The organism is Rahnella sp. GSA61A, from assembly GCF_019969905.1.
Lineage (GTDB): Bacteria > Pseudomonadota > Gammaproteobacteria > Enterobacterales > Enterobacteriaceae > Rahnella > Rahnella aceris.
Window position 1 is genome coordinate 136,739 of sequence record NZ_JAHXYO010000008.1, and the last position, 22,645, is coordinate 159,383.

The 22,645-nt window shown below is 52.1% G+C and carries 20 protein-coding genes; 9 read left to right on the top strand and 11 right to left on the bottom strand.

Annotated features, from left to right (window positions below):
- The first annotated feature begins 8 nt into the window (after positions 1 to 8).
- Positions 9 to 1,859 carry a hypothetical protein gene (locus LC431_RS12645; protein ID WP_013573535.1) on the top strand — a complete coding sequence of 617 codons (1,851 nt, stop codon included), beginning with the start codon at positions 9 to 11 and terminating at the stop codon, positions 1,857 to 1,859.
- A 425-nt stretch (positions 1,860 to 2,284) separates the two neighbouring features.
- Positions 2,285 to 2,794, top strand: a complete 510-nt coding sequence (locus LC431_RS12650; RefSeq protein WP_223509933.1) for a GNAT family N-acetyltransferase — start codon at positions 2,285 to 2,287, stop codon at positions 2,792 to 2,794.
- Here LC431_RS12650 and LC431_RS12655 read toward each other — a convergent pair.
- On the bottom strand, positions 2,791 to 4,017 hold the full coding sequence (locus LC431_RS12655) for an MFS transporter (RefSeq protein ID WP_013573533.1): 1,227 nt from the start codon (positions 4,015 to 4,017) through the stop codon (positions 2,791 to 2,793). The two genes, LC431_RS12650 and LC431_RS12655, sit on opposite strands and share 4 nt — an antisense overlap.
- Positions 4,018 to 4,215: 198 nt before the next feature.
- Between LC431_RS12655 and LC431_RS12660 the strand changes: the two genes are divergently transcribed.
- Positions 4,216 to 5,922: a lysophospholipid acyltransferase family protein gene (locus tag LC431_RS12660; protein WP_013573532.1), complete on the top strand. Its 1,707-nt coding sequence runs from the start codon at positions 4,216 to 4,218 to the stop codon at positions 5,920 to 5,922.
- A gap of 1 nt (position 5,923) precedes the next feature.
- On the opposite strand, the gene LC431_RS12665 is transcribed toward LC431_RS12660, so the two are convergent.
- Together LC431_RS12665 and LC431_RS12670 are read right to left on the bottom strand one after the other, a co-directional pair.
- Positions 5,924 to 7,135, bottom strand: a complete 1,212-nt coding sequence (locus tag LC431_RS12665; RefSeq protein WP_112152015.1) for a serine hydrolase — start codon at positions 7,133 to 7,135, stop codon at positions 5,924 to 5,926.
- Positions 7,136 to 7,170: 35 nt separating this feature from the next.
- Complete coding sequence (locus LC431_RS12670) at positions 7,171 to 7,413, bottom strand: hypothetical protein (protein ID WP_013573530.1); 243 nt, start codon at positions 7,411 to 7,413, stop codon at positions 7,171 to 7,173.
- Between the two features lie 156 nt (positions 7,414 to 7,569).
- Between LC431_RS12670 and LC431_RS12675 the strand changes: the two genes are divergently transcribed.
- Together LC431_RS12675 and LC431_RS12680 are read left to right on the top strand one after the other, a co-directional pair.
- Positions 7,570 to 9,225: a methyl-accepting chemotaxis protein gene (locus tag LC431_RS12675; protein WP_217244473.1), complete on the top strand. Its 1,656-nt coding sequence runs from the start codon at positions 7,570 to 7,572 to the stop codon at positions 9,223 to 9,225.
- 41 nt (positions 9,226 to 9,266) lie between these two features.
- Positions 9,267 to 9,575, top strand: coding sequence for a hypothetical protein (locus LC431_RS12680; RefSeq protein ID WP_013573528.1), 309 nt, complete (start codon positions 9,267 to 9,269; stop codon positions 9,573 to 9,575).
- 250 nt (positions 9,576 to 9,825) lie between these two features.
- On the opposite strand, the gene LC431_RS12685 is transcribed toward LC431_RS12680, so the two are convergent.
- From LC431_RS12685 to LC431_RS12695, 3 genes are all read right to left on the bottom strand, one after another.
- Positions 9,826 to 10,305: a type VI secretion system tube protein TssD gene (locus LC431_RS12685; RefSeq protein WP_217244472.1), complete on the bottom strand. Its 480-nt coding sequence runs from the start codon at positions 10,303 to 10,305 to the stop codon at positions 9,826 to 9,828.
- Between the two features lie 192 nt (positions 10,306 to 10,497).
- Positions 10,498 to 11,157, bottom strand: a complete 660-nt coding sequence (locus LC431_RS12690) for a hypothetical protein (RefSeq protein ID WP_223509955.1) — start codon at positions 11,155 to 11,157, stop codon at positions 10,498 to 10,500.
- A gap of 439 nt (positions 11,158 to 11,596) precedes the next feature.
- Entirely contained in the window at positions 11,597 to 12,796 is a 1,200-nt protein-coding gene (locus LC431_RS12695) for an NAD(P)/FAD-dependent oxidoreductase (RefSeq protein WP_119261094.1), read from the bottom strand.
- A 311-nt stretch (positions 12,797 to 13,107) separates the two neighbouring features.
- Here LC431_RS12695 and pitA point away from each other — a divergent pair, with 311 nt between their 5' ends.
- On the top strand, positions 13,108 to 14,613 hold the full coding sequence (pitA, locus tag LC431_RS12700) for an inorganic phosphate transporter PitA (protein ID WP_013573526.1): 1,506 nt from the start codon (positions 13,108 to 13,110) through the stop codon (positions 14,611 to 14,613).
- 100 nt (positions 14,614 to 14,713) lie between these two features.
- Here the strand turns inward: pitA and uspB are convergent, their stop codons facing one another.
- Positions 14,714 to 15,049 carry a universal stress protein UspB gene (gene uspB / locus LC431_RS12705; protein ID WP_013573525.1) on the bottom strand — a complete coding sequence of 112 codons (336 nt, stop codon included), beginning with the start codon at positions 15,047 to 15,049 and terminating at the stop codon, positions 14,714 to 14,716.
- 337 nt (positions 15,050 to 15,386) lie between these two features.
- Between uspB and uspA the strand changes: the two genes are divergently transcribed.
- Positions 15,387 to 15,827 (top strand): universal stress protein UspA, encoded by a 441-nt coding sequence (gene uspA, locus LC431_RS12710; RefSeq protein ID WP_013573524.1) that lies wholly within the window; start codon positions 15,387 to 15,389, stop codon positions 15,825 to 15,827.
- Positions 15,828 to 15,920: 93 nt separating this feature from the next.
- Here the strand turns inward: uspA and rsmJ are convergent, their stop codons facing one another.
- Together rsmJ and prlC are read right to left on the bottom strand one after the other, a co-directional pair.
- A complete protein-coding gene (gene rsmJ, locus LC431_RS12715) occupies positions 15,921 to 16,667 on the bottom strand; it encodes a 16S rRNA (guanine(1516)-N(2))-methyltransferase RsmJ (RefSeq protein WP_037033739.1) in 747 nt (248 codons plus the stop codon).
- A gap of 9 nt (positions 16,668 to 16,676) precedes the next feature.
- Positions 16,677 to 18,737 carry an oligopeptidase A gene (gene prlC, locus LC431_RS12720; RefSeq protein ID WP_153376658.1) on the bottom strand — a complete coding sequence of 687 codons (2,061 nt, stop codon included), beginning with the start codon at positions 18,735 to 18,737 and terminating at the stop codon, positions 16,677 to 16,679.
- A gap of 181 nt (positions 18,738 to 18,918) precedes the next feature.
- Here prlC and LC431_RS12725 point away from each other — a divergent pair, with 181 nt between their 5' ends.
- Together LC431_RS12725 and gorA are read left to right on the top strand one after the other, a co-directional pair.
- Positions 18,919 to 19,761 (top strand): 23S rRNA (adenine(2030)-N(6))-methyltransferase RlmJ, encoded by an 843-nt coding sequence (locus tag LC431_RS12725; RefSeq protein WP_112197404.1) that lies wholly within the window; start codon positions 18,919 to 18,921, stop codon positions 19,759 to 19,761.
- A gap of 176 nt (positions 19,762 to 19,937) precedes the next feature.
- The gene (gorA, locus tag LC431_RS12730) at positions 19,938 to 21,290 is read left to right on the top strand and encodes a glutathione-disulfide reductase (RefSeq protein ID WP_112151951.1); all 1,353 of its coding nucleotides are present in this window, start codon (positions 19,938 to 19,940) and stop codon (positions 21,288 to 21,290) included.
- Between the two features lie 67 nt (positions 21,291 to 21,357).
- On the opposite strand, the gene cho is transcribed toward gorA, so the two are convergent.
- On the bottom strand, positions 21,358 to 22,209 hold the full coding sequence (gene cho / locus LC431_RS12735; RefSeq protein ID WP_013573518.1) for an excinuclease Cho: 852 nt from the start codon (positions 22,207 to 22,209) through the stop codon (positions 21,358 to 21,360).
- A 120-nt stretch (positions 22,210 to 22,329) separates the two neighbouring features.
- Positions 22,330 to 22,638, bottom strand: a complete 309-nt coding sequence (locus LC431_RS12740; RefSeq protein WP_112197958.1) for an antibiotic biosynthesis monooxygenase — start codon at positions 22,636 to 22,638, stop codon at positions 22,330 to 22,332.
- Positions 22,639 to 22,645: the final 7 nt, after the last annotated feature.

A 22,645-nucleotide genomic window follows, 5' to 3' on the forward strand; every position in this document is an offset into this window, starting at 1 on the left:
GATTCACCATGAAAACGTTCAATTCTGTATCCGCGCTGAAGAATCATAAAATACGTCTGGATCATAATGTCTTCGTTAATGGTTATTTTCAGGCCGGTGACGGCGGTGGCGGTCATTATCACTGGGACAAAAACTGCGTTCTGCCCGCCAATAACGGCACAGTCATCCCTTCTGACCACTCGGACACCGGACGCTGGCTGCTTATCCATCAGGGCGTGGGCGATTTCCGCACTTTCGGTATTCTCAATGCTGATCAACCCGCCGACGATGCGCTGGATGCATTAGTCAATGACCCGGCCATCAGCCAGATCTTCGCTTTTTCAGATTTGCTTTTTCAGCGCCGCCATCGTTTCTCACGCTCAGACATCACCCTGGATTTCCAGAACAACCGGGTTTTCACCACCGGCATTGCCAGCGCACCGGTCAATGACCCGTTTGCCGCCGTACTGTTCTTCCGGGGCACGGTGACCGGCACCCCCGTCTCCTTCACGCTGACTGAAACGTTGCAGGAGCAAACGGATATTTTCCCGGTCGCGGATTCGTCACTGTTCAGCGTGGGCGACTGGTATGCAGTGCAGGTTGCACCGGTGAAAGGCGCGGCGGAACGCGAGCTGCAAAAGCTGGTGGAAATCATCGCGATTCCTGACAGCACGCATATTCAGATTGGCTATTACAACGGCTGGGAACTGCTGGCTGGCAGGGTGATCAGCTGGCAGAAAGTCGAACCGGTCGCATTCGTCACCATCAAAAATATGCAGTTCTTCGGGGCGGGGGCTGATCAGATCACCGGCAGCCATCCGGTGGCGTTTGAATACGGTGTTTACACCAATGTCGAAGGGATCCATTCGACAGGTTCTTTCTGGCCGGTGGTGATGCGCCGCTGGAATACCCATTATCTGACGCAGCAGTGCTCTCTCATTAATCCGCCGAACACCGCCTTTGGCGGTGCCGGATATCTGACACAGCAAATCTATTGTCTGTATGGACATGTCAGTGATTGCAGCGTGGCGAACGCGCGGCATTTAAATGATTTCACGGCGTCGGCATATTGCCTGGTCGAGAATTGTCACGCCAGCGGACAGAGCGCGGAAAAAGGCCCGTTCGTGACTCACGGTCAGTACGAACATGATCTCACCTATACCGGCAATTCCGGCCTGATGACCTTTGCCAATTCCGGTGCCACCTGGGGAGGCAGCGCCAAACGTATCAATGTACGTAAGCACGTCTGTCCGTGGTTTGTCGCCCGCTCCGGCGTGAGTGAACTGACGCTGGAAGATCTGGTGGTGATCACCAACGAGACTATCCCGCAGTCCGGGATGTTGTGGGTGAATGCCGACGGTTTGCAGATGACCGGCTGTACCGCTGACCGCACCCTGATTATCAGCCAGGCATCGCAACGCGCTGCGCGCCCGAACGTTATTCGTCAGTGTCAGTTTTCCCTGCAGGAGGACGGCGCGCCAGTAGTACAAAGCAACGTCACTGCCGCCATCACCTTTACCGATACGGTATTTAATGACATCAACGGGCATTCATTTGACAGCACGGCGCCGGTGAATTTTGTCCGCTGTACGTTTAATGCCACCACCGAATTTGCACCGCTCACGCTGAAATCCTCCACACTGTCGGTTCAGGCATCGCAGTTTAATCAGGTCGGCTTCACGCTTTCCGGCACTGCGCCAAAGCAAATCGATATTCTTTCCTCAACCCTGACGCAGGCGACGTTCGACTTCACCGACATCGCCTCACAACCCGCCAGCTCACTGATGTTCCTTAATAACCGTTTATCCGGCAGCACCGTCATCGCCCAACCACCCGCCGGAGATCGGGTGATATGGCAGCAGAATATGATTCTTGCCTGACGCGGGATTCTTCTAATTAACGTGTTTTTAGAAATAGTTTGAGTTGTGGAGAAGATATAAAGGAGTTTTTCGAAATAGTTTGAGTTGTGGGCAGGCGGCCAGCAAGCGAATCCCCGGGAGCATACACAAGTATGTGACCGGGGTGAGCGAGCGCAGCCAACGCATCCACAGCTCAAAATATGAAGAAAAAAAAGCCAGCACCCGGCTGGCTAAGTAATACTGGAAGCAATGTGAGCAATGTCGTGCATTCATGGGGACCCGTTTGACCTTGGTGTGAGGCCATCCCCGGAACGCATGGCAATAATAATCATTATCATTCGCACTTGTAAAGCGTTTTTTTCACCAAACATTCGATTGACAGTTTTCCTATTCCTGATAAATGTAGAGGATATTCAAACAGTAACCACAAAAAGAGGAGTGTCGCCATGAGCGTAATAGTCATTCGTCACGCTGAAGCCGCAGATGCAGAGGCGCTTCAACACCTATACGCTCAGGTTCCTGTTTACAGCGACACCCTGCAACTCCCTTATCCACCCGCCACGCTATGGGAAGACCGCCTTGCCAATGCCGCACCCGGCCGGTTCGCGCTGGTTGCGTGTATCGACGGCAAACTGGTGGGCAATCTCACCCTGATGGTTGAGCAGCCGTGGCGACGCCGCCATGTGGCGACTTTCGGTATTGGTGTGGATACGCAATTTCAGGGAAGAGGTGTCGGCAGTAAGCTGATCGCTGCTGCCCTTGAGTTGTGTGACAAATGGTTGCACGTGATCCGCGTCGAGCTGACGGTTTATGCCGATAATGATGCCGCAATCGGGCTGTACAAAAAGTTCGGTTTCAGCGTTGAAGGCCTCAGCCCGAGCTACGCAATGCGCGACGGCGAACTGGTGGATACGCTGCATATGGGGCGCATCCGTGGCGTACGGCAACCGGTTTAATCAGCACTGACGGAGGCGCTGGTTTCAGCCGGAGGCTGACGTAACAGCAACCGGACGACCAGCGCCAGCGCCATCAGCACCAGCAGCGCCGAGCCAAGATAAATCGCATCAATGCCAGCCTGCGCCATCAGCACACCGGCCAGCGGGCCGGTAATCCCCAGAGATAAATCAAGAAATGCCGAATAGGTCGCCAGCGCGCTGCCCTGATTTTCCTGCGGCAACTTTTTGACTGCCACCACGCCCAGCGCCGGATAGACCAGCGAGAAACCCACACCGGTAATGAAAGCACCGGCCATTGCAGCCCACGCCGTCGGGGCGAAAAACACCATAATCAGCCCGGCAATCTCCACCACAAAACAGGCCAGCGCCACACGCAATCCGCCAAAACGGTTGATGCTGTTGGGCAATAACAGCCGCATGCCGACAAAGGCCACACTGAAGAATGTCAGGGAAAATGCCGCGCCCGGCCAGCCTTTCGCGGCATAAAACAGGGTGATGAAGGTGGCAATCACCCCAAAACCGGTGGACGCCAGCGCCAGCATCATGCCGTAAGGCAATATTTTCCCCAGCACCTGGCGGAACGGGATTTGCGCCGGGGCTTTTGTGACCACCGGCGGCTTGCGCCACGCGGTGATGAGCGCCGTCAGCGCCACCAAAATGATGCACACCGACAACAGCGTCAGGCCGCCGAAACTGAAAATCAGCACACCGAGTGGCGCACCGATCGCCATCGCACCGTAAGTGACCACCCCGCTCCATGAAATCACTTTGCCGATATGCAGGGAGCCGACCACGCTGATGCCCCACAGCGTCGAACCGGTTCCGGCAAAACTTTGCCCGGCACCAAGCATCACGCGCCCGAGACATAACAACGCCAGACTGACCGCCGGTGTGGCGTCAAATCCCAGTGCCAGCAGATAGAACACACCGCTGAGCAGGCAGCCGCTCAGCCCGAATATCACCACCCTTTTTGGCCCGACTTTATCCGCATAACGCCCGGCATAAGGGCGGCTCAGCAGCGTCGCGAAATATTGCAGGCTGATGACCAGTCCCGCCCAGAAAGCACTGTAGCCGAGATGCTCATGTACATAACCCGGCAGGATCGCCAGTGGCAGGCCGATGGTCAGATAGTTGGCAAAATTGAACACCAGAATCGAGAGAATTCGCAGCGTGGTCTTTGACGGACTGGTGGCAGTCAGGTCGGGCGAAGCAGCGTCAGGCATGGAAAGTCGCGTCTCACAAAAAAGGGTTCTGGCATGTTACGAAGCCGTAAATGAGTGTTTGACTTTATTAGCAATGGCTTGCTTTCGCAACAAATTGAACCGTTGTTTTACTCAGGCTTCCCCGTACTGCCATCAAAGTGACACATCACTGTCATGCGCGCTGATTATGGTCGGGAGACTTCAACCGGAGGACATCCTATGTTCAGCATGGATACCCTGTTTCAGGATCTCGACCCGCAGCAGAAAACCCCTTCCTGGCAACGCAAACTGTTAAAAATCCTGTTCCGCGAAAAAGAGTTTCACCGTTTCGCCGATCAGTATCCGCACCTGAAAGGCATTGATATGGCCGAGCAGGTACTTGAACATTTTAATATCCGCTGTGAACTGACCGAGCGCGACCGGGAGCAGATCCCGAGCTACGGCCCGGTAGTTATCGTAGCGAATCATCCGATTGGCACGCTGGACGGACTGGCGATATTACATGCGGTGGCGTCGGTACGTCCGGATGTCAAAGTGGTGGCGAATCAGTTGCTGTCGCTGGTGTCTTCGCTCGGCAGCCTGATGATCCCGGTGGATAATATGGGCAACCGCACGCGGCGCAATCAGGTCACACAGATGCAGGAACACCTGGAGAATCAGGGCGTGCTGATTGTGTTCCCCGCAGGTGAAGTATCCCGCATGAGTTCGAAAGGCGTGCGCGACGGAAAATGGCACACCGGATTTATCCGCCTCGCCGCCAAAGCCCGTGCACCGGTGGTGCCGGTACATATCAGTGGCAGCAACAGCGCGCTGTTTTATCTCAGTTCTATGATTTACCGCCCGCTCAGTACGCTTTTACTGGTACATGAAATGTTCGGCCAGCGCGGCAACAGCCTGACGCTTAAAATCGGTGCGCGCATTCCGTATACCAGCTGGCACGATGGACAAATGCAGGCGGGCGATCTGGCAGCGCGTTTTCGTAAACACCTTTACCGCCTCGGCGCTGGCAAGCCGGGTTTGTTCCACACCGAAACGTCGATTGCCCGTGCGGAAAACCGTGCGGTACTAAAACACGCGCTGGAAGCCAGCGAAGTGCTGGGCAACACGCCGGACGGCAAAATGATTTACCTCTATCGTCGTCACGGTGAAGACACTGTGCCGATTTTGCGCGAGCTGGGGCGTTTGCGCGAAATCGCGTTCCGCGCCGTGGGCGAAGGCAGTGGTCGCCGCCGTGATCTCGACGGCTATGATGATGATTATTATCACCTGGTTTTATGGGATCCGCAGGCGCTGGAAATTGTCGGTGCTTACCGGTTCATCCCGACCGCAGAACAAGTCGCCAGCAAAGGGCTGAACGGGATCTACAGCCAGAGCCTGTTCCACTATGGCCATCAGATGGACCCGATTCTGGCGCAGGGTGTCGAACTCGGGCGCAGCTTTATTCAGCCCGCCTACTGGGGAAAGCGCGGGCTGGATTATCTGTGGCTCGGCATCGGCGCGTATCTGGCGAAATATCCGCAGACCCGTTATCTGTTTGGTCCGGTGTCGATTTCCGGCGGAATGCCGCTGCCCGCCCGCGATTTACTGGTGGCGTTTTACCGCCTGTATTTCTCCCCGGCATTACCGCTGGCGACATCACGACGTCCGTATCCGGCTTCGCTGCCCGATGTGTTAGCACAGTTTTGCGGCGATGATTATCAGGAAGACTTGCAGCGCCTGAAACGCCTGCTGGCGAATCTCGGGTGCAGCATTCCGGCGTTGTATAAACAATATTCCGAGCTTTGCGAAACCGGTGGTGTGCAGTTTATTGATTTCGGCAGCGACCCTGAATTCAACAACTGCATCGACGGGTTAGTGCTGGTGGATCTCAGCCAGTTAAAACCGGCGAAGTTTGAGCGGTATATTGCAGTGCATCAGGCAGAATAGATCACCGGGCTTCTCCCTCTTTAACGGGGGAGGAGAAAAACGTCTCTTTCCCGCAGGTTGCCTTATAGTCATCCGCCATTGCCATTTTCAGCAGTAAATCATGACCAATGTAATTGCTCCAGTTGAAGGTATTCTGTAAAACCACTACCGCATTTTTATGCTTCTTATCAAAACCAATATAACTGGAATAGCCGCCGATATAACCGACCTGGTAAGTAATAATCTGGCCATCTTTATAATCCGTGACCCAGGCAATATTGGCCGCTTCTATTTTTCGCTGGAAATAGACTTTTTCCGTCACCTGAATGGCGTCACTGAGATCGCCTGGTTGTGAATCATCAATATGCGCCCGCAGATATTTCAGCAAGTCATCAGCATTACTGTAAAGGCTGGCCGCCGCTACCATATTATTCGAGAAATGCCAGTCGGGAACGACCTCGCCACGGCGGATAAGTTTAGGCTGATCTCCCGCATGTCCAATCGCACGATACGGATAGGCTTTTAACTGGCTGGCATAAAAACTGGTGTTATCCATTTTTAAGGCATTAAAAATAAAGGCATAAGATAATTGCTGGATATCTTCACCGGTTTTCAATTTCAGAATATAACCGAGCAGTGCATACCCTAAATTAGAATATTGCGGCACAAGCAATAATGGCTTTTTAAATGACGACAGATTATCCACAACGGCGTCGCTGTCCAGTTCATGATAGAAGTTGTCGCCGGTATATAAATACCTGAGAAAACTTTCCAACATATCTTTGGTCATTTTCTGACGGGGCAATCCCGAAGTATGCGTCGCCAGTTGCAGCAGAGTGATATTTTTAGCGTCTTCGCTCAGCGGAATATTTTTTGGCAGTAAATCTGCCAGTTTGTCATCCCACTTTAGCTGCCCTTTGTCGACCAGCCCCGCCACCACTTCTCCCGTCACGCCTTTACTGACCGAACCAAGCGCAAATAGCGTTTCGCCATCAATTTTGTAGCCGTTCACCGCGTTGGTATAGCCATAACCCCAGGTTCTGGCCGCGCCGTTATTTCTGATGATCCCGACCGCCATGCCGCTGGATTTTTCTCTGTGCAGATATCGCTGCGCGACGGTATCCACCATGTCGTCAAGATTTTGGCTACAGGCAAGCTGCTTCACTTCATGAGGATTTTCCTCCACCTGCATTTCAGAAAGTGTACCGCATGACGTCAGAAGCAGAGGAAGCATGATGCTTAAACCGGTAAATCGTCCCGTCATTCTTTTCATTTCATTGATTTATACAGCGCAATAGCACGGTAACAATTATGGGTAAACATCAGATGACCTTGTGACAGAGAAAGAGACATGCCGGATGGCGCAGTGCAGGCCGCAGACTGGGTTATTTCTTCGCGCTTTTCAATGAGAAATTGCTGTGTTCCTGATGTTCTTTTCAACAAACCTTCCTGCCCCTTCGGGAATAATTCAAAAACCGACTCAATGAGAATGAAAAATTTCTTTAAATGCATAAAAAATCACTTTAAACATTCACATCACGAACATTGAATTAACGTAAATTGTTGAATTAGATCAGTTTAATTAATGTTGATGCAACATTTGCCGATAACCTTGATTCACATCCTGCCGCTTTCCTGAAGGCGGGACTTTTAAAATCAGGGGAAAATATGAACATCACACAGCGTCTTTTACTGACGTTCTCGCTGCTTTCTGCGGCCCTTATCACAATGGGCATCGTCGCGATCATGTTGATTTCGGGTTTCCAGAACCGGTTTGAATATGTTCAGGTCAATACGATCCCTTCAATTAAGGATCTCAATAATCTTATTGATCAAAGCAATAAGCTTTCTCTCACCCTCTATAAACATCAGAGCCAGACTGATAACAGCAAAATGCCTGAAGTAGAAACCCGCATTCAGCAGCAGATTACCGGGTTAAAAACGCTGACAGATTATTATCTGCAGCACGACATCTCAGATGCTGAAGATGAAAGGCTGACGCACGTGGCTTTCGACAATATTCGTAAAGTGGAGGAGGCGCTTCCCGCCTTTCTGACCTCTTCACGGGCGCATCAGGACGAGGTCACTCTGGCAATGATTGAGGGCGATGACAGCATCGGCGGGGCTATCCGTCAGCTCATCTCCGATTACCGAAAGCAGCTTACCTTAAATATCAACATTGGTGAGGAGCTGCGGGCCACCAACCACAGCATTTTCAGCACCACACTGTGGGGAATGGGCGGCAGCGTAACGATCATTATCCTGCTGTTGGGATCCCTTGCACTGGCCACCATCCGTCGGGTACGAAAAAGCCTGCTGGACATCGGGGGGATTATGGCCGTTGCCAGCGAGCGGCTTGATCTGACAGTGAGCGCCGATGACAGCCGTCATGATGAAGTGGGCAACATGGCCCGCGCGTTCAACAACCTGATGCAACGCGTATCCGGAGCGCTGCTGTCGGTGAGCGCGGCTTCCCAGTCCGTCAGCAGCGCCTCGGCACAAATCGCGGCCGGTAACGAAGATCTCTCCTCGCGCACCGAGCAGCAAGCGGCCTCTCTGGAACAAACGGCCGCCAGCATGACCGAGCTCAGTGAGACGGTTCGCCAGACGGCTGACAACACGCGCCAGGCCAGCCAGCTGGCGGGTAACATGAATGCGCTGTCGGAGAAAAGTGCATCATCACTTGAGACGATGCTGGGTACGATGGGTGATATCCGCAGCAGTTCGCGCAAAGTCACTGAGATCATCACGCTTATCGAAGGCATCGCCTTCCAGACCAATATTCTGGCGTTAAATGCTGCCGTAGAAGCGGCACGAGCCGGTGAGCACGGTAAAGGCTTTGCTGTTGTTGCCGGTGAAGTCAGAAATCTTTCACAACGTTCGACCACTGCCGCGCGTGAGATCAAAGAACTGATCGACCTTTCCTACAGCCTGATCGAAGCCGGTGCCCATCAGGCGGGCGATGTCGGCGAGAACATGAACTCCATGGGTAATGCCATCCGTCAGGTGACTGATTTGGTCAACGAGATTGCCGCAGCGGCAACAGAACAGAGTCAGGGAATTTCTCAGGTGCATCAGGCGGTCAATCAGATGGATGACGTGACCCAGCAGAACGCCGCGCTGGTTGAAGAAGCCTCTTCAGCCTCGCGCTCGTTGCAGGATCAGGCGGATGGCCTGGCGAGACTGGTCGGCGAATTCCACCTCAGCAACGCCACGACTCAGCATCAGTCCCTGGCAAAACCGGCGCAGGCACTTGCCGCCCTTCCACGCAAGGAAAAGCCGGGGGCACTCTCAGCCAATGAGGCCGACTGGCAAAGCTTCTGATCAGGCTTTTACCGTCGTCTTATTACCGGGAGAACGTCATTATGGAAAATCTTCAGGAGCATACCGGCCATCTGGAAAAACACAGGGCGCTGGTAGAGAGCTTCGAACAGATGGCGGCGCTGGTGAATCAGCTTGCTACGGGAGAATACCGGTCGCTGGATTTGTACATTAATAACTGCCGCCATTTTCGCGATCGCAGTCTGGAAGTTCAGGCGGTGCTGGCAGATAAGCGTTTTGAAACATACCTGATGCGCAATGATATTACGCTGTATTACAGCATTCACAGTGTAAATATGGCCTTCGGCATGATGACCAACATGCTGGAAAATTTGAAAGGTTTTTTGTCCTGAGAATGTGTTACCGGGGATACGGTAACGCGGCACGGGGTATTTTTTAATCTTTCCCCTGAAGGATCACTTGCTCCTTCAGGGGGATTTTTAATTCACCGCGCAAACAGCACCTCATGATGACGATATGGAATAAATAGTTTTAACTGCCACGAACAGCCACTGTCTTGGAACAATAAACTTTGTACACAAATTGTGTTCAGAGACCACAGTGGGGATAGACATCTTGCCCTATAAAGTGGAGTGCGCCTGCTTATGCAACCCAGCGGTTATTCCACGAATCTTTAAATATAATATTGCCCTCGCAACACTTCCACGTAATAACTTCATAGCGCATTTGGATTGTTTCAAAATGCGTTCCCGTCTGACCGCCTTGATATAGGTTCGGCGTAATAGAAGTTATTTTTACATTTTCCAGGATTATATTAAAATACTCGGATTCGATGCCTGCATCTAAGATCTGGTACATCTTAAATGTTGCGGATTTCATGGTAAGCTCCTGGCTCAGTCCTTTGTATAAAAGCGGTGTAACCTTATCAAATTCCTTTTGAAATGATAAAGGTGAATGTACCCGTGTTCCCGTTAGTCGTCCCGTATTTGAGTCGGTTGGGATCTGTACATTATGAGTCAACGACTTTAATTCTATGGCTCCTACTCGACCAGAAACTAAAGATCTACCTATAACGGGTGATCCATTTTCATCAGTTAACCATAAATATGCTGGATTTGACATTTTACATCCTTATAATTTAAGCGACTGTATTAATCACATGGAAATTTTTTGTCTAAAAATTTTGCCACAAGATAAATACAAGCATTGAGAGTAAAAATAGAAATCAACCTCATTGTCCATGTGTCAAAATGGAAAATGAAATAGAAAGACAGCCAAACAGCTATCGAACCGGCAAACGCGCCTAGTGAGCCTTTAATTAACCCCATGAGATCCACTCAATTTTGATTCAACACGTTCCAGTATGTTATCAAACGCTAGCATTCCCTGTTGTCGTCTTACGATCAGAGCATCCACAAAGGGCTTGAGTGCCGGTTCAAACATAAAGTAGAGTAAGTCATAATCTTTTTTTCGCAACTCGCCATATATTTCAGGTTCGTCTATGCTGAGAGCTTCTGATGTTCTGATACAGCGTTCTTTCATTCCACCTATCAGCAATAAATTACCAACAAGACCACCCCGCACTGTGACTGCCAATCCAGCACGCTGAGCAATCGCCGTGGCTATTTTTGCTGAAATTACAGAGTTAGTTGCAGTGCGACCTATTATTGAAAATAAAGACCGGCTGTATATTTTGTTTTGTTTGCTTTCTGAAACGTATTTATCAAACTTTTCGAAAACCGTCTTTATCGCGTCTAGAATCCGATCATAATTGAGGATTCTATTTTTGATTGCATGGATGATTCTAATGGTTTGTGTTTCGTGGGCGTAATGTGAATCAGTGTCAAATACACCATAAGCCATATATCCAAGATCGACGGGTACGGAGAGCGCACCGTGAACAAACCCTAATACTGAGTCAGGTGAAATAATGATATCGGCAATGCGTGTGGCGATTTCCTCATAATTGCTCATGCTAATTCCTTTTATTAGCCAGTTCCCAGCGTGTGAGTATACTCCCCCTTCGGCAGTGGATATATTAAAAGAGGCTTCGTCTTTATACATGCCGGCCCTCCCCGCTTCATGATGCACTGTGATTTCCCCAGCGGCCTTGCTCGCCGGTGAGATTCGGGTTTACGGGCAGGCTGCGTAATAGAGTTTTTCCGAATTGGGCTTTATACCCAGACTGCCCAACTTCCTCATGCCACCAGCGTGAACCGTTCGCTAAACACTACATATGCTATGCCGCCCATCTGCGACTGCTACCATATGTAGTGTTTTTCTGCTTTTGAGGGGGGAGATTGTCCTGTTTGACATCAAAATTAGATTTTTTGTAGAGGTGCTCTAGATCACGAACTTTAATGTCTCAAATTCAGGTTAGATCACAAACTATTTATTCAGATCACCGTCTGTATTATTCCAGAACAGCCACCAGATCCTGCGCACATGCCCACGCCGAGCTCCATGCCCACTGGAAATTGTATCCGCCCAGCCAGCCGGTCACATCCACCACTTCGCCGATAAAATACAGGCCGGGGACTTTCGCTGCCGCCATCGTTTTTGAAGATAATTCTTTGGTATCGACGCCGCCGAGTGTGACTTCCGCCGTGCGGTAACCTTCGGTGCCGTTCGGCTGTACCTGCCAGTTTTGCAGTTGCTCAACCAGTTCGGCCTGCTGCGGCACGTTCAGCTGTTTCAGTGTCACGTCCGGCAACTGCCCCAGCGTTTGCAGGCATTCGACCAGACGCTTCGGCAGTTGCATCGCCAGCGTGTTTTTCAGACTCTGATTTGGGTGTTCCTGACGCTGTGCATTCAGAAACGCCGCCAGATCGACATCAGGAAGTAAGTTAACGCTCACAAACTCGCCAGGCTGCCAGTAACTGGAAAGCTGTAAAACGGCCGGGCCGGACATGCCACGATGGGTAAAAAGAATGCTTTCACGGAAGACAGTGCCGTCTTCAGCAGTAAGCACCGCCGGGACTGACACCCCGGAAAGCGTCTGCAAGTGATCGAGCAGCGGCTTGTGCAGGGTAAATGGCACCAGACCGGCGCGGGTCGGCAGTACTTTCAGGCCAAACTGTTCCGCCAGACGGTAACCGAAGGGTGTCGCGCCCAGCCCTGGCATGGAAAGCCCGCCGCTGGCAATAACAAGTGAGTGAGTGCTTACAGTTGAGCCATTCACTTTGATAACAAAGCCATTTTCGGTTTTCTGCACGTCGGAAATCTCGCTGCGCAAGCGCACATCGACATTGCCCTGCTCGCATTCTTTATCGAGCATGGTGACGATTTGCTGCGCCGAGTCGTCGCAGAATAGCTGCCCGAGCGTTTTCTCGTGCCAGGCGATGCCGTAACGGTTGACCATATCGATGAAATCCCACTGGGTGTAACGCGCCAGCGCGGATTTACAGAAATGCGGGTTTTCGGAAAGATAGGCAGCGGGTTCGGCATAAAGGTTGGTGAAATTGCAGCGTCCGCCGCCTGACATCAGAATTTTTCGCCCGGTTTTTTTGCCGTTATCCAGCAGCAGAACACGGCAGCCACCCTGTCCGGCCTGTGCTGCGCAGAACATGCCTGCCGCACCTGCACCAATGACTACCACATCAACCTGTTCCACTTTTGGCCTCTCTTTTCCGGAAATTCAACTACGTTTTAGATAAGGTTTGCCCTGTTAACCGGGGCTTTGAGTCGCGGATTGTAAGGGACGGAGGGCTGTTAAACCAGCCAGACAGACTGCTTGCCGGACGTCGTAAGTAAATGTTTCTGCGTTCAAAGGAGGAATAACATATTGATAGATAAATACTTAATTGAAATAAAGCCAAACATTGAACTGTTTTTAGTCAAAAAAATGTCATATTTTCCTTTTCCCGTCCCCCTGTTCTCGCAGATAATGCGCGGCGTTCATGACCACTAACTGGCGTAACAATTATGCTGCATCTATTTGCCGGATTGGATATTCATACCGGTTCGTTATTGATTCTCGCGTTACTGTTTGTTCTGTTCTATGAAGCCATTAACGGTTTTCATGATACGGCCAACGCAGTGGCAACCGTCATCTATACCCGGGCAATGCGTTCGCAATTAGCGGTCGTGATGGCAGGGGTATTTAACTTCTTTGGCGTCCTGCTCGGTGGTTTGAGTGTGGCCTATGCCATCGTTCATTTACTGCCAACCGATTTGCTGCTCAATGTGGGTTCTGCTCATGGCCTTGCCATGGTGTTCTCTATGTTACTGGCCGCGATCATCTGGAACCTCGGTACCTGGTATTTCGGCCTGCCGGCGTCCAGCTCCCACACCCTTATCGGCGCCATCATTGGCGTAGGGCTGACCAATGCATTAATGACTCACACCTCTGTGGTCGATGCGTTAAACATCCCTAAAATGATTGGTATTTTTGCTTCGCTGATTATCTCTCCGCTGGTCGGGATGATTATCGCCGGTACCATGATTTTCCTGCTGCGCCGTTACTGGAGTGGCAATAAGAAACATGCCCGTATCCACCTGACACCCGCGGAACGTGAGAAGAAAGACGGCAAGAAAAAACCGCCATTCTGGACACGTACCGGTCTGATTCTGTCGGCTATCGGCGTGAGTTTCTCTCACGGCGCTAACGATGGTCAGAAGGGTATCGGTCTGATCATGCTGGTGCTGATTGGCGTGGCGCCAGCCGGTTTTGTGGTGAATATGAACGCGACCGGTTACGACATTACCCGTACCCGCGACGCCGTGACACACCTCGGCCAGTATTATCAGCAACATGTTGATGCCGTGCCGCACGTGGTTGCACAGACGCCAATAGTGCCGGCACCGGACGTCAATATCGCACCGACCGATGAGCCTAAAGTGTTCCACTGCGACAGCAGCCACGCACTTGACGCTATCGGCCGCGCGCAAACCCTGCTGACCAATCTTCAGTCTTACAGCGACCTGGCACCGGAAGAACGCAGCCATATGCGTCGCCTGCTGATGTGTGTTTCTGATACTGCGGATAAAGTGGCCAAGCTGCCGGAAACCTCTCCTGCAGACAAACGCTTCCTCGGCGAGCTGAAAACAGACATTCTGCAAACCGTTGAATACGCGCCTATCTGGATCATTATCGCTGTGGCACTGGCACTGGCGCTGGGTACGATGATTGGCTGGAAACGTGTCGCAACCACTATCGGTGAGAAGATTGGTAAGAAAGGCATGACTTACGCACAGGGTCTGTCTGCACAGCTCACGGCGGCGGTCTCCATCGGCGTAGCCAGCTATACCGGCATGCCGGTATCCACCACGCACGTGCTGTCTTCTGCGGTCGCAGGAACCATGATTGTCGATGGTGGCGGTGTGCAGTCGAAAACCGTGAAAAACATCGCGATGGCGTGGGTCTTAACCCTGCCTGTGTCGATTGTGCTTTCCGGTGTCCTGTACTGGATTGCACTGAAGCTGATCTGATGATTGTCTGACCGGCATGAAATAAAAAGGCGACCTTGCTCAGCAGGTCGCCTTTTTTGTTTCCTTTTTCACGCATCCTCCCTCGCGTTTCTTTCCGTTTCTAATACCAAATCAGCATGGCTAACATACTGATTAATATTAAACCGACCAATGCTGTTGTCAGGATAAACTGACCGCGAACCCGTTCACAACGGCGAATAAACTCAGGATCGTGATGTTCAACGTAGCGCTGAGCATAAATATAGCGTACCAACCTTATTTGCTTGCTGGGCTGACCGTGAGACGTAAAAAATCCTCCTCCATCAACGTACTGATACAGCAGCGGATCACACCCTCGCAGAACCACCAGCAATGCGCGCAAAGAAGAGTAATAGCGCAGCATATTCACTACACACACAAAACATAAAGCCCAAAACAGCGCAACGGGACTGATCATGATTCCCCCTCAAGGCGAACTGACACCGCGCAATGCGCCCGTCGTGCTGGCACACACCCGGCGTTTCGCCCTGCCTTTCCGCAATTTCACACCCCCGGGCTACGTTCGCCCGCCCTCTTGCCCTATCACAGAAGATTGCCAAAACAGGAGACGCCTGCATTATTCAGTGTAGGAAACGAATCCGTAACTGTTCATATTATTTATATCTATACATAGCCGGAAACGGAAATGGGATCTGTATGCTTGATTTATTTAACCCTTTTGGCGCTATACTGAAGTCATGAGTTTTGCATGATGCTGATATTGCTATTAACCGACTTATGGAAGGAGTTTTCTTATGGCTTACAAACACATACTTATTGCTGTGGACTTGTCACCGGAGAGCAAAGTTCTGGTCGAGAAAGCCGTTTCCATGGCGCGTCCGTATAACGCCAAAGTGTCCCTGATCCACGTTGATGTAAACTATTCCGACCTGTATACCGGTCTGATCGACGTTAATCTGGGTGACATGCAGAAACGTATTTCCGAAGAAACGCATCACGCGTTGAACGAACTGTCGCAAAATGCCGGCTATCCGATTTCAGAAACCCTGAGCGGCAGCGGTGATTTAGCGCAGGTGCTGGTGGATGCCATCAACAAATATGGCATGGACTTAGTACTGTGCGGCCATCACCAGGATTTCTGGAGCAAACTGATGTCCTCCGCACGCCAGCTAATCAACACCGTTCATATCGACATGCTGATCGTGCCGTTGCGCGATGAGGAAGAAGAAGAATAAGAGGCGTTGTTGTTAATTTAAAAAAGCCCGCAGGTTTTCACCTGCGGGCTTTTTTTTATGACAGTAGTGGAAAGACGTTACAGCAGCGGCTTTCTATAACGGCGTATAGATATCAAACCGGTGGCTCTTGGTCACCACGGCGGCCTGTGCAGGGATGTCGGCCATCGGCGGCGCATAGTCCGGGCGTTTCACCACAATACGTTTGGTCGCTAAACGGCGTGCCGGTTCCAGCAGGCCATCGGCATCTTCGTCCGGGCCAACCAGTCCCTGAAACACGCGCATCTCTTTCTTCACCAGCGCACTTTTCTGTTTGTGCGGATACATCGGGTCGAGATACACCACTTCCGGCTTTGGCGAAAGCTCAGCAAGCGCCGTCAGGCTTGAGACGTGCAGCAGCGTCATACGCTCGCGCAGCCACGGGCCAATTTCTGCATCGCGATAACCCCGCGCCAGCCCGTCATCAAGCAGTGCCGCGACCACCGGATTACGTTCCAGCATCCGCACTTTGCAACCCAGAGAAGCCAGCACAAACGCATCGCGGCCCAGCCCGGCGGTCGCGTCGACGACATCCGGCAGATAGCGCCCCTTGATGCCGACAGCTTTGGCCACCGCTTCACCGCGCCCGCCGCCAAATTTGCGACGATGCGCCATCGTGCCGCCGACAAAATCGACATAAATCGCGCCGAGTTTCGGCTCATCACGTTTACGTAATTCCAGACGTTCAGGCGTCAGCACCAGTGCCATCACAGCATCCGGGTCAGACGTCAGATTCCAGCGCTGCGCCAGAACAGATAAGGCGCCTTCATCGGCGCCTTCTTCACACAGTAAACACACACTCACAGGCAGAGGTTATCCTTTGATTCCGTAGTGGCGCAGCATAGCATCCAGCTGCGGCTCACGCCCGCGGAAGCGTTTGAACAGCTCCATAGGCTCTTCGGAACCGCCGCGCGACAGAATGTTATCCAGGAACGACTGACCGGTTTCGCGGTTGAAAATCCCTTCTTCTTCAAAGCGGGAATAGGCATCTGCAGACAGCACTTCCGCCCACAGATAGCTGTAGTAACCGGCCGCATAACCGCCTGCAAAGATGTGGCTGAAGGCATGCGGGAACCGGCCCCATGAAGGTGACGGCACCACGGCAACCTGTTTCTTGATTTCAGCCAGCGTTTGCAGGATTTGCGCGCCTTTAGCCGGGTCGTATTCCGCATGCATACGGAAATCGAACAGGCCGAATTCCAGCTGACGCAGGATAAACAACGCCGCCTGATAGTTTTTCGCCGCCAGCATTTTATCCAGCATCTCTTTCGGCAACGGTTCGCCGGTTTCGAAATGACCGGAGATGAACGCCAGTGCGTCCGGCTCCCAGCACCAGTTTTCCATAAACTGGCTTGGCAGCTCGACGGCATCCCACGGCACACCGGCAATACCGGCGACTCCCGGCGTGTCGATGCGGGTCAGCATATGATGCAGGCCGTGACCGAATTCATGGAACAGCGTCGTGACTTCGTTATGGGTAAACAGCGCCGGTTTGTTGCCGACCGGACCGTTAAAGTTACAGGTCAGGTACGCGACCGGTTTTTGCAGTTCGCCGTCGGCTTTACGCATGCTGCCAACGCAGTCGTTCATCCATGCGCCACCGCGTTTGTGTTCGCGGGCATACAGGTCGAGATAGAAGCTGCCGCGCAGGTCGCCGGTTTCATCGAACAGGTCGAAGAAACGCACGTCTTTATGCCAGGTTTCTACGTCTTTACGTTCTTTGGCGGTGATGCCGTAAATGCGTTTCACCACTTCAAACAGCCCTTCCAGCGCACGCTGCTCAGGGAAGTAAGGACGTAACTGTTCGTCGTTGATGGAGAACAGATGCTGTTTCTGTTTTTCGCCGTAGAACGGCAAATCCCAGGCTTCCATTTCGTCCACACCGAAATATTCTTTGGCGAAAGCACGCAGTTGGGCCAGTTCCTGCTCGCCCTGCGGACGCGCACGGGTTGCCAGACCGCTCAGGAAGTCGATCACCTGTTTCGGGCTTTCGGCCATTTTGGTGGCGAGAGACATATCCGCGAAAGAATCAAAACCTAACAACTGAGCCAGTTCGTGACGCAGCGCCAGTTCTTCGGCCATGACTTCACTGTTGTCCCACTTACCGGCATTCGGACCCTGATCGGAGGCGCGGGTAGCAAATGCGCGGTACATCTCTTCACGCAGTTCACGGTTTTCGCCATAGGTGATCACCGGCAGATAGCTCGGGATATCCAGCGTCAACAGCCAGCCTTCCTGCTCTTTCGATTCTGCCAGCGCTTTCGCGGCGGCCAGCGCACTTTCCGGCAGACCTTTCAGGTCATTCTCATCAGTGATGAGTTTGCTCCAGCCCATCGTGGCGTCGAGCACGTTGTTGCTGTAGGTCGAACCCAGCTCAGACAGACGCGCGGAAATTTCGCCATAGCGCTTTTGTTTTTCCATCGGCAAACCAATGCCGGACAGCTCAAAATCACGCAGCGCGTTATCAATGGCTTTTTTCTGTGCCACGGACAGCGTGCTGAAATGTTCGCTGTCTTTTAAATCGCGGTAGGCCTGATACAAACCGGCGTGCTGCCCGGTCCAGGTGCTGAATTCAGACAGAATCGGCAGGCACTGCTCGTAAGCTTCACGCAGTTCCGGGCTGTTTTTTACGGCATTGAGATGCCCGATCGGCGACCAGATGCGGCTCAGGCGGTCATCACTTTCGGCCAGCGGTTGACAGAGATTTTCCCAGGTATAAGGCGCGCCCTGCGCGACAACACGTTCGATCGTCTGACGGCTTTCTTCGATAGCGGATTTCATCGCAGGGACAATATGTTCAGGCTTGATCGCAGAGAAAGGAGGCAGGGAGAACGGTTTTAAGAGCGGATTCGACGCGTTTTGCTGTTCAGTCATAGGGCCAGTCCTTCGTAATAGCGTTTGGGGCTGATGCGCCTGTGGCGCACCACGCCGTGAATTCGGGTCGTCTTAAAGATGACGTGACTTCTAACATGCGGTCAAGTTACGGGGAAATCAATGGGTGGCGGCGGGATAGTCTTTAATGGATAATGCCGCGAAGCCGCAGGAGAAGCCGCACATGTTGAGTTACCGCCACAGTTTTCACGCCGGCAACCATGCCGACGTACTGAAACACACCGTTCAGAGCCTGATCATTGAATCTCTGAAAGAAAAAGAAAAGCCCTTCCTTTATCTCGACACCCACGCGGGTGCCGGGCGTTATCAGCTGAGCGGCGAACATGCCGAACGTACTGGCGAATATCTGGAAGGCATCGCGCGCATCTGGCAGCGGGACGATATTCCTGAAGAACTGGCGGCGTATATGTCAGTCGTCAATCACTTCAACCGCAACGAGAGCCTGCGTTATTACCCGGGTTCACCGCTGATTGCCCGTCAGCTGTTGCGCGAAGACGACAAACTGCACCTGACCGAACTGCACCCGAGCGATTTCCCGCTGCTGCGCAGTGAATTCCAGAAAGATGACCGTACCCGCGTTGCGCGTGCCGACGGTTATCAGCAGTTGAAAGCCCAGTTGCCACCGCCTTCACGTCGCGGGCTGATCCTGATGGACCCGCCGTACGAAATGAAAACCGATTATCAGGATGTGGTAAAAGGCATTCAGGAAGGCTACAAACGTTTTGCCACCGGCACTTACGCGTTGTGGTATCCGGTGGTGATGCGCCAGCAAATTAAGAAAATGCTGCGTGATCTCGAAGCAACCGGCATCCGCCGTATTCTGCAAATCGAACTGGGCGTGCGACCGGACAGCGATCAGCGCGGCATGACCGCTTCCGGCATGATCGTGATTAACCCGCCATGGAAGCTCGAGCAGCAGATGAACAACGTACTGCCGTGGCTGCTCAAAGTGCTGGTGCCTTCCGGTACCGGTCACACCACGGTGAACTGGGTAGTGCCTGAGTAAGTAAAGAATTTCCCTTCGCTGAGGCCTTTTTCTAAGGTCTCAGCTATCAAACCTATTGCAGCCATCGATCCAAACTTTGCGACAAAACGCATTCACGCGCTAAACTCACAAGCAATTTTTAAGATTAGCGACGCCGGTATGGCGTTCTTCATTTTTGACAACTCATGGAAAATCCGATGACCAAACATTATGACTATCTGGCAATTGGCGGCGGCAGCGGCGGTATCGCATCAATCAACCGTGCAGCCATGTATGGGAAAAAATGTGCGCTGATCGAAGCTAAAGAGCTGGGCGGCACGTGCGTCAACGTGGGTTGTGTCCCGAAAAAAGTGATGTGGCATGCCGCGCAAATCGCTGAAGCGATCCGCAACTACGGCCCGGATTACGGCTTTGATACCACCGTGAACAGCTTCAACTGGAAAACGCTGGTCGCCAACCGTACCGCCTACATCGACCGTATCCATACCTCGTACGATAACGTGCTGGGCAAAAATAACGTTGATGTGATCAAAGGCTTCGCCCGTTTCGTTGACGATCATACTGTGGAAGTGAACGGTGAGAAGATCACTGCAGATCACATCCTGATCGCTACCGGCGGACGCCCGAGCCATCCGGATATTCCGGGTGCAGAATACGGCATTGATTCAGACGGTTTCTTCGATCTGACCGAAATGCCAAAACGCGTTGCGGTGGTTGGCGCAGGTTATATCGCGGTAGAAATCGCCGGTGTGATGAACGCGCTGGGTGCTGAAACCCATCTGTTCGTGCGTAAACACGCGCCGCTGCGGACTTTCGATCCGCTGATCGTTGAAACGCTGGTGGAAGTGATGGAAACCGAAGGCCCGGCGCTGCATAAAGAATCCATTCCGAAAGAAGTGGTGAAAAATGCCGACGGCAGCCTGACGCTTAAGCTGGAAAACGGTCAGGAATTTGAAGTCGACAGCCTGGTCTGGGCGATTGGCCGCGAACCGGAAACCGATAACTTCAATCTGAAAGCGACCGGCGTGAAAACCAACGAAAAAGGTTACATCGTCGTCGATAAGTTCCAGAACACCAGCGTAAACGGGATTTACGCCGTTGGCGATAATACCGGTGCCGTTGAACTGACTCCGGTTGCCGTTGCTGCGGGTCGTCGTCTGTCTGAGCGTCTGTTTAACAACAAACCTGACGAACATCTGGATTACAGCAACATTGCGACCGTGGTGTTCAGTCACCCGCCAATCGGTACGGTCGGTCTGACTGAACCGCAGGCGAAAGAGCAGTTCGGCGAAGAAAACGTGAAAGTCTACAAATCTGCTTTCACCGCCATGTACACTGCCGTCACTCAACACCGCCAGCCGTGCCGCATGAAACTGGTGTGCGTCGGTGCTGAAGAGAAAATCGTCGGTATCCACGGTATCGGCTACGGTATGGATGAAATGTTGCAGGGCTTTGCGGTCGCACTGAAAATGGGCGCGACCAAGAAAGACTTCGACAACACCGTCGCCATCCACCCGACCGGTGCGGAAGAGTTTGTGACTATGCGTTAATTCGCGGGGCTTGCGCTGAGTCGCAATGCACTGAAAGGCTGCCGATCGGCAGCCTTTTTTGTTGCCGTCAGTCCAGCAAAATCACTTTCGAACTCTCCGTCTCGAATAGCGGCTTACAGAGTATTTTATAACTGTCGCGGTCAAAGTGCGGCACAGCGATATCGAAGGCTTTGGCGTCTTCCAGCGTTTTGACCGTTCCCAGATAGAACCAGTGATTGATGACGTGATAATCGGTCAGCCCGTTGGCTTCTTCGGCGATGGCAATGCGCCCCGGATACGGCCAGCTGCGGATTCTCAGGGTGCTGAGTGCATTTCTGAGGCGCGCCTGATGGACGTCGGGCGTCTCTTTACCGCAACAGACACCGGCACATTTGCCGAGTGAAAAGCGGAAACACGCACGATTTTTTGCCAGTTTTTCCAGCCCCAGCGCGCCGTAACACAGCTTTTCCTGATCGGCGATATCCCGGATTTTTTCGACTGCCGACATTTTAGTTTTAAACAGGCCAAATAAATCTTCGCTGTGAGAAAAATCCACGTCATCGCTGAACACAATACTGGCCGTCAGCCCCTGAAGCCGGATCGAACACAGCTTGCGGGCGGTGCGCAGCCGCTTATTAAACAGCGGTCGTCGGGTTTTAATCAGATCCGATTCCAGCAGTAACGCCCCCACTTCACCGATCGTCTCGATGAATTCAATATCGCGGGTCATATGCAGAAGTTTGGCTTCGGCAGGATTGCGGAAATGCGACATCACGCGGCTGCGGATATTCACACTTTTACCGATATACAGCGGAAAGGCATTATCGTCGCCGTAAAAAATATAGACGCCGCTGCCGTTGGGTAAGTTTTCTAAGGTATGGCGAAGATGTTCAGGGTACTGATAAAGCTCGGTAAAAAACTCTTTTTCGGGATTCCACAAAATAACTGACCTGCTTTAACCGGATAAACGTCGTATAGAAAACAGACGAATAATACTGGTGATTTATACAGCCTTCAACCTTTATGGAAAAAATCGGGTGTAAATGTTGGACGTCAGGATTTACGCCTGCGTACGCAGCTCAATATATTCCTGTCCGCTCAGTAAGTTGGCTAATGCCGCCTCACGGATTTCGCGCTGATCGGATTGTATCCAGAGATACAAATTATCGAGGTTATCAAACCGCACCAGCACGGTATAGATAGTTTCGCCATGCACCGGGCGCAGGATATTTACATTCTGATAACCTGGAAACCGGGCCGCATCGGTCTTCAGCTGTTCCAGCCAGCGTTCATATTCCGTCAGCTTATCCCGCTGTACGCCGTGGGTGATCACCAGAGTAATGTGGTCAGGTTGATGAGGATAAGTCACAGGATGT

Coding starts and splice junctions, on each gene's coding strand:
- LC431_RS12645 (WP_013573535.1), top strand. CDS start 9: ATGAAAACGTTCAATTCTGTATCCGCGCTGAAGAATCATAAAATACGT.
- LC431_RS12650 (WP_223509933.1), top strand. CDS start 2,285: ATGAGCGTAATAGTCATTCGTCACGCTGAAGCCGCAGATGCAGAGGCG.
- LC431_RS12655 (WP_013573533.1), bottom strand. CDS start 4,017: ATGCCTGACGCTGCTTCGCCCGACCTGACTGCCACCAGTCCGTCAAAG.
- LC431_RS12660 (WP_013573532.1), top strand. CDS start 4,216: ATGTTCAGCATGGATACCCTGTTTCAGGATCTCGACCCGCAGCAGAAA.
- LC431_RS12665 (WP_112152015.1), bottom strand. CDS start 7,135: ATGCTTCCTCTGCTTCTGACGTCATGCGGTACACTTTCTGAAATGCAG.
- LC431_RS12670 (WP_013573530.1), bottom strand. CDS start 7,413: ATGCATTTAAAGAAATTTTTCATTCTCATTGAGTCGGTTTTTGAATTA.
- LC431_RS12675 (WP_217244473.1), top strand. CDS start 7,570: ATGAACATCACACAGCGTCTTTTACTGACGTTCTCGCTGCTTTCTGCG.
- LC431_RS12680 (WP_013573528.1), top strand. CDS start 9,267: ATGGAAAATCTTCAGGAGCATACCGGCCATCTGGAAAAACACAGGGCG.
- LC431_RS12685 (WP_217244472.1), bottom strand. CDS start 10,305: ATGTCAAATCCAGCATATTTATGGTTAACTGATGAAAATGGATCACCC.
- LC431_RS12690 (WP_223509955.1), bottom strand. CDS start 11,157: ATGAGCAATTATGAGGAAATCGCCACACGCATTGCCGATATCATTATT.
- pitA (WP_013573526.1), top strand. CDS start 13,108: ATGCTGCATCTATTTGCCGGATTGGATATTCATACCGGTTCGTTATTG.
- uspB (WP_013573525.1), bottom strand. CDS start 15,049: ATGATCAGTCCCGTTGCGCTGTTTTGGGCTTTATGTTTTGTGTGTGTA.
- uspA (WP_013573524.1), top strand. CDS start 15,387: ATGGCTTACAAACACATACTTATTGCTGTGGACTTGTCACCGGAGAGC.
- prlC (WP_153376658.1), bottom strand. CDS start 18,737: ATGACTGAACAGCAAAACGCGTCGAATCCGCTCTTAAAACCGTTCTCC.
- LC431_RS12725 (WP_112197404.1), top strand. CDS start 18,919: ATGTTGAGTTACCGCCACAGTTTTCACGCCGGCAACCATGCCGACGTA.
- gorA (WP_112151951.1), top strand. CDS start 19,938: ATGACCAAACATTATGACTATCTGGCAATTGGCGGCGGCAGCGGCGGT.